Consider the following 6,766-nt stretch of genomic DNA (forward strand, 5'->3'; position numbering starts at 1 on the left):
GCTCATTTGGGTTGAGTCCATACAATAAAAAAATCCTCCCTGACAGAAGCCAGGAAGGATTAGAAATGAATCAAACGCTCAGGTGTGATCCGAGAGTTTTACATCACATTACTTTGTTTCGATTTCCTCAGTGGAAGGAACAATTACATCTTTTTTCGTAACAGTCAAAGCTCCGTTCTCTTCGTCAATGAGCAACGAATCTCCTTTGACCACATTACCTGTGAGCAACTCTTCAGACAATTTGTCTTCGATATGTTTCTGGATCGCCCGACGAAGTGGACGAGCACCATAAGCTGGATCGAAACCTGCTTTGGCAAGGAAGTCCTTGGCATTGTCAGTGAGCTCGAAGTCGACCTCATACTCACGCAGCCGTTTACGAAGCTCTTCACTCATCAGTGTAACAATCTCTGCAATGTGTTTCTCTTCAAGAGAGTGGAACACGATAATTTCATCAATCCGGTTAAGGAACTCAGGACGGAAGCTTTTCTTCAGCTCATCCATGACTTTACCCTTCATGTTATCGTAATCCGCACCTGCATCCACAACAGCGGTAAAGCCCAGTGTAGAGTTACGTTTAATCGCTTCTGCACCCACATTGGATGTCAAAATGATCAACGTATTCCGGAAGTCCACGACGCGACCTTTGGAATCGGTCAGACGACCATCCTCAAGCACTTGCAGCAAGATGTTGAATACTTCCGGATGTGCTTTCTCGATTTCATCAAGCAGGACGACGGAGTAAGGTTTGCGACGAACTTTCTCAGTCAGCTGTCCACCTTCTTCGTATCCCACATATCCTGGAGGCGCGCCGACGAGTCTTGAAGTGGAATGCTTCTCACCATACTCGGACATGTCAATCCGGATGACTGCATTTTCATCTCCAAACATGGCTTCTGCGAGCGCACGAGCCAGCTCGGTTTTACCTACCCCAGTAGGACCAAGGAAGATAAATGAACCCATCGGACGTTTCGGATCTTTAAGTCCGGCACGGGCACGACGAACTGCACGGCTGACGGACTTCACAGCCTCATCTTGCCCAATGACACGTTCATGCAGAATCGATTCCAATGTCATCAGACGTTGTGTCTCTTCTTCTTTCAGCTTGTTCACCGGAATTCCAGTCCAGTTAGCCACCACTTGCGCGATATCCTCAGGTGTTACTTCGGAATCCGTACGTCCTTGTTTTTCTTTCCATTGGTTCTTCGTTACATCCAGCTCTTCACGAATTTTTTGTTCCGTGTCGCGCAGTGCTGCTGCTTTTTCGAACTCCTGACTTTGGACCGCTGCGTCTTTTTCCTTACGGATATCTTCGAGACGGCTTTCCAGTTGTTTGAGGTTTGGTGGGATGGTGTAAGAGTTCAATCTTACTTTGGAACCCGCCTCATCAATCAGGTCGATCGCTTTATCCGGCAGGAAGCGGTCGGTAATGTATCGGTCAGACAGTTTAACCGCCTGTACAATCGCTTCATCCGTAATTTTCACCCGGTGATGCGCCTCGTAACGATCACGCAAGCCGTGTAGAATTTGAATGGCTTCTTCCGGAGAAGGTTGATCTACCGTAATCGGTTGGAAACGACGCTCAAGCGCAGCATCCTTCTCAATATATTTGCGGTACTCATCCAGGGTCGTTGCACCGATGCACTGCAATTCTCCACGAGCCAGAGCCGGTTTCAGAATGTTCGAAGCATCAATTGCACCTTCCGCTCCACCCGCACCAATCAGGGTGTGTAATTCATCAATGAACAGGACAATGTTACCCGCTTGACGAATTTCATCCATAATTTTTTTCAGACGATCTTCGAACTCACCACGATATTTTGTACCTGCCACAACAGAGCCCATATCCAACGTCATGACACGTTTGTCGCGCAATGTTTCCGGAATTTCGTTAGCGATGATTTTTTGTGCAAGTCCTTCAGCGATGGCTGTTTTACCTACACCTGGTTCACCGATCAGTACCGGGTTATTCTTCGTACGACGGCTCAGGACCTGAATAACACGCTCGATTTCCTTGCTACGTCCAATCACCGGATCGAGATTATTCTCTCTGGCATACGCCGTAAGATCACGTGCCAGACTATCCAGGGTTGGTGTGCTGACATTCGCAGGTGTACCGTTATGACTGGATACGGCTTCACTGCTGCCAAGCAGTTGCAGCACCTGTTGACGTGCCTTGTTCAAACTGATACCCAGGTTGTTCAGCACACGTGCTGCAACCCCTTCACCTTCACGAATCAGTCCGAGCAGGATATGCTCAGTGCCTACATAGGTATGGCCTAGTTTCCGGGCTTCATCCATAGACAGTTCAATTACTTTTTTCGCACGAGGCGTATATGCAATGTTCGTAGGCTGCTCCTGGCCACGGCCAATCAGCGTTTCTACTTCATCCTGAATTTTTTCCAATCCGAGTCCCAAGCCGATCAGCGCTTTGGCTGCGATGCCTTCGCCTTCACGAATGAGGCCGAGCAGAATGTGCTCTGTACCGATGTTATTGTGACCAAGACGGACAGCTTCTTCCTGCGCCAATGCGAGCACCTTTTGGGCCCGTTCCGTAAATCTTCCAAACATCATATCTCCTGCACCTCCATGGTTTTGGATAAAACGGGGGCTGTAGAACGGATCCCACCGTATTCTTCATATCATTTTTGTTTGCAGCCGTGCTGCGAATAAATCATTCGGCATTTATCTCATTGATTGGTAGAAAATGCCCTTTTATATAAAAGCCGCAGATGCGACGTGAAACCTTTGTAAATAACGCTTGAGACAATCTAAGATTGATTGGCTGCACTGATCGTATCCCGGATTAACTGGGCACGATATATGTCACGCTCATCTGTCCGCATTTCTTCCCCGAATGTTTTCTGCAAAAAACCCGGCTGGGTCATCACATTCAACTCGTTCATCACGGTTATGGACAGACCGTCCAACAAGCCGAGATCTACACCAAGTCGAACATCGGACAGACGCTGTGCAGCTTCCTTCGAATCGACGATGGCTGCATGCGACAATATGCCGTATGAACGCATCACTCTGTCGGTAATCCGTAATCTGGAGTCGGTCATTAACCGTTCTCTGGCGGTACGCTCATGCCCTATCATCTGTAACACAACACTGTGCAGGTTATCAATGACTTCTTGTTCTGTCTGCCCCAGTGTAATCTGGTTCGAGATCTGAAACAGGTTCCCCATTGCCTCGCTGCCTTCACCGTAAATTCCCCGTACAGTCAGTCCCACTTGGGAGACTGCGGTTAGAATACGGCCAATCTGCTGTGTCATCACCAGAGCGGGCAAATGCATCATGACAGAAGCTCTTACACCTGTACCTACATTCGTAGGACAGCTGGTCAGGTATCCTCTGCGGTCATCAAAAGCATAATCCACATGCGCTTCAAAAGCATCATCTATAGCGGAAGCTTTCTCCCAGGCTTCTTTCACCTGGAACCCCGGATAGAGGCACTGGATACGTAAATGGTCCTCTTCGTTGATCATAATGCTGACAGATTCGTCCTCACTGAGAATAACTGCACCATTTCTGGATTCGTTCGCAAGACTGGGACTGATCAGATGTTTCTCCACCAGCACCCGTTTGTCGAGTTCATCGATATCCATCAGATCCAGCGTATGAAAATCTCCAAAGGCATGAACCTCATCATATTGAAGTACTTCGCTCAGCTTATTCAGCACTTCTTCCGATTGCTCATTGGAAGCCAGCATCGGAAACGGAACATGCTGCAGGTTGCGTGCGATTCGGACACGGCTGCTAATGACAATTTCGGAATCAGCCGCATCACTGCGCATCCAGTCGCTGAGCGCCTTCTCGGTAAAGCGCAGATTAGGCATTACGCATCCCTCCTACTCATCACAAACTTTACTCCTGAGCTATTTCTTTTTCAAGTTCCCTGATCTGATCACGTATTTGAGCAGCCTCTTCGAACTCCTCTTGAGTTATGCTCTCCTGAAGATCCCGTTTCAGATCAGCGATTTGTCGTTTCACCTTGATGCGGCCACCAGCTCGTGCAGGAACCTTTCCTACGTGAGAAGTGCTGCCATGAACCCGTTTGAATAAAGGATCCAAACGGCTGTCAAAATATTTATAACATGAGCTACAGCCAAAGCGGCCGATTTTGCTAAACTGTGAATAGGTCATGCCGCATTCTTCACAACGAAGGGATTGTGCAGGACTTGCTCCCGCACTGCCATTCTTGCCTGAGGGGTCAAAATCAAGCAACCCGGACAATAAGTTGTGAATGGAAAATCCGTTGGATGTTCCGGGAATCATTTCCCCTTTTTCACGAGCGCACGACTCACAAATATGGAACTCCGTCTTCTCTCCATTCACGATTTTCGTAAAATGGAGCGTTGCCGGACGTTTGTTGCATTCTTGGCACAGCACAATGATGTACCCCCTTGATCCCGATAGTTTTCATTTACCGAGCAAAGATATTAACATCGCCTTCAACATTCTGGCACGAATTTGATCCCGGTAAGGAAGTTTGACCAATATAATCTCTCTCGATACAGCTGCTCTCATCAACCCGGCTTCCCTTTTGCTCAAGAAACGTGCTTCTTCCAGTTGGTAGATCAGACCCTCGGCAGCTGTCTGCCCGATCTCATCTCCGATACTATGGTGCAAATGGTTATGCAGAGCCGAGTGAGCCGGCAATTCAATCCGCTGTATGCGAACATAACCGCCGCCGCCACGTTTACTCTCTACAAGGTAACCTTTTTCGAGTGTAAATCGGGTGCTGATGACATAATTGATCTGGGAAGGCACACATGAAAATTGATCAGCCAGATCATTACGTTGAATTTCGACCATTCCTTCGGGACTTTCATGCAAAATACTCTTCAGATATTGTTCGATAATATCAGAGATATTACGCATCCACTCATCCTCCACTGTTTGAAACGTTAAGTCAATAAGGACCCACACGCCCCCACAGAGTACACCTTCTCAACCCATTTAACCAATCGGGGAAACAGCGAAACTCATCTTCCACGGTCATTAACAGGTAAGCGAAGGACGCTCGAAGGTCCTTTAATATTGCCTTTATCCGCTGATGTACTACCCTCTAATTGGCTTCCACCAACGGATTGCAGAAAGAAAGCTACGTAAGTATTTAACCTTTAGTTGACTTTGACTTTCTTTGACTTTATATCCATTATAGCATATTTTGTGGTTTTGCCAAGAGGGAGTACTATTCATTTTTTACGATTTTACACGAAATATTCGGCTGACACAAAAAAACCTCTCCAAAAAAGCTGGAGAAGTCCATTTGTCTCACACTAGCAACGTATTGCTATACAAGTTAAGTCTATGAAAGTGATCCGAAAATGTCGTTACTTCTACGAGGATCAGAAAAAATCCATTAAATACGTTTCCCGTATAGGAATCGCTTGCTCCAGTGCCTTAATCGCATCAGTTGGACCTTTGAGTCTACCTATTTGAGCCATGTCTGCTGGTCTAAAATACCCCATTAAAATGGCGGTAAGAGTTTGAATATCGACTTTAACGGTCTGATCTTCAGCTGGAAGCTCAGAAGGTTTCCATATCGAAGCTGTACCGTTCATTGCAATATTCATTTGCCATACCCCTTCATTCCACGGTGCATGAGCATCCTCTACCTGTAGATTAATCTGTATCGGCGAATCTGGGCTTGCAAAAGGATACTGTGAGATAAATTGTTCTACACTCACAATACGTGCCATGAAATAAGGTACAATTTCCTGCTGAATCCGCGGATTATCCAATTGAAAAGCAAGCATATCACTGGCTGGTGCCTGTAATGTCACTTCCTCAATCATGGAATCATGGTTGGCTATAAAGGTCCATAGGGCTTGTCTCGCCTCTTCATTGAGATAAATAATCTCTCTAATGCTAAACTTTCTGTCCTTAACCTCATATAAAAGATAGCCTTGTGCTTTACCAGCTTCATCATAATATACAGCCTTCTGGCTGGTTCCATTGGTGAGAACCGAATTCTCCCACCTCGCATCATCCCGTACTAGGGTTCCGTTGTAGCGCTCAGCATAGGCACCATATATTTCTTTGAATATGCTAAGTCCCGGATCGCCGCGGCGAATCGTACCAGGCGTTGCCTTTTTTGCAGGCAGATGAGCTGTAGGCACCATATATCGTTTAAATTCAACATAAGTCTCCCATCCATATTTCCGATAAAAAGCAAAAGAAAACGGATGCAGAAACGATATACTTTGTTTATTCCGGTTCATTTCCTCGAGCGCATGCTTTAACAGCCCAGCTACCCAGCCTTTGCGTCTATATTCTGGCCATGTGGCCACACCTGCAATACCGCCCATCTCGAACGATCTCCCATGAATATAGGTTTGAAAAGGAATGATATGAAGTTTCGCACCCAATTGCCCTTCCTCATACACGCCCCATATATCCTGTGACGCAAATTGACTCCGTCGCTTCTCCGTCTGTTCTTCACTCATTACCACTTGAAAAGCATACTCGGAGAGTGCCATTGCTGATTCAAAATCATCTACCGTCAATTTCTGAATTTCCATGTCGTCCTGCACCCCATTCTCTAGAGTTAATAAAATCAATCCAAATCATGGCTTGATACGTGATGTATGTATCCACTATGAGTGTGTCAGAGGAACGAGACAAAGTCAAACAGGAGATATTTTGCATCCCCTAAATTAAAAATAAACAAATAAAAACCACCACCGAATAACATCGGCAGTGGTTCTTTGCTTGGCGGCGTCCTACTCTCCCAGGACCCTGCGGTCCAAGTACCATC

5 protein-coding genes are annotated in these 6,766 nt (G+C 46.5%); all 5 read right to left on the reverse strand.

Annotation, left to right across the window (positions count from 1 at the left end):
* Positions 1-108: 108 nt before the first annotated feature.
* Positions 109-2,571 carry an ATP-dependent Clp protease ATP-binding subunit gene (locus ACFTRD_RS31780; protein WP_192271113.1) on the reverse strand — a complete coding sequence of 821 codons (2,463 nt, stop codon included), beginning with the start codon at positions 2,569-2,571 and terminating at the stop codon, positions 109-111.
* Positions 2,572-2,768: 197 nt separating this feature from the next.
* Positions 2,769-3,839, reverse strand: coding sequence for a protein-arginine kinase McsB (gene mcsB, locus ACFTRD_RS31785; protein WP_192271115.1), 1,071 nt, complete (start codon positions 3,837-3,839; stop codon positions 2,769-2,771).
* A 28-nt stretch (positions 3,840-3,867) separates the two neighbouring features.
* Complete coding sequence (gene mcsA, locus ACFTRD_RS31790) at positions 3,868-4,392, reverse strand: protein-arginine kinase activator protein McsA (protein ID WP_192271117.1); 525 nt, start codon at positions 4,390-4,392, stop codon at positions 3,868-3,870.
* A 30-nt stretch (positions 4,393-4,422) separates the two neighbouring features.
* Positions 4,423-4,884 (reverse strand): CtsR family transcriptional regulator, encoded by a 462-nt coding sequence (locus ACFTRD_RS31795; protein WP_024633618.1) that lies wholly within the window; start codon positions 4,882-4,884, stop codon positions 4,423-4,425.
* A 470-nt stretch (positions 4,885-5,354) separates the two neighbouring features.
* On the reverse strand, positions 5,355-6,530 hold the full coding sequence (locus tag ACFTRD_RS31800) for a GNAT family N-acetyltransferase (RefSeq protein WP_379386941.1): 1,176 nt from the start codon (positions 6,528-6,530) through the stop codon (positions 5,355-5,357).
* Between the last annotated feature and the right edge of the window lie 236 nt (positions 6,531-6,766).

It is taken from the genome of Paenibacillus sp. NPDC056933, from assembly GCF_042674385.1.
Lineage (GTDB): Bacteria > Bacillota > Bacilli > Paenibacillales > Paenibacillaceae > Paenibacillus.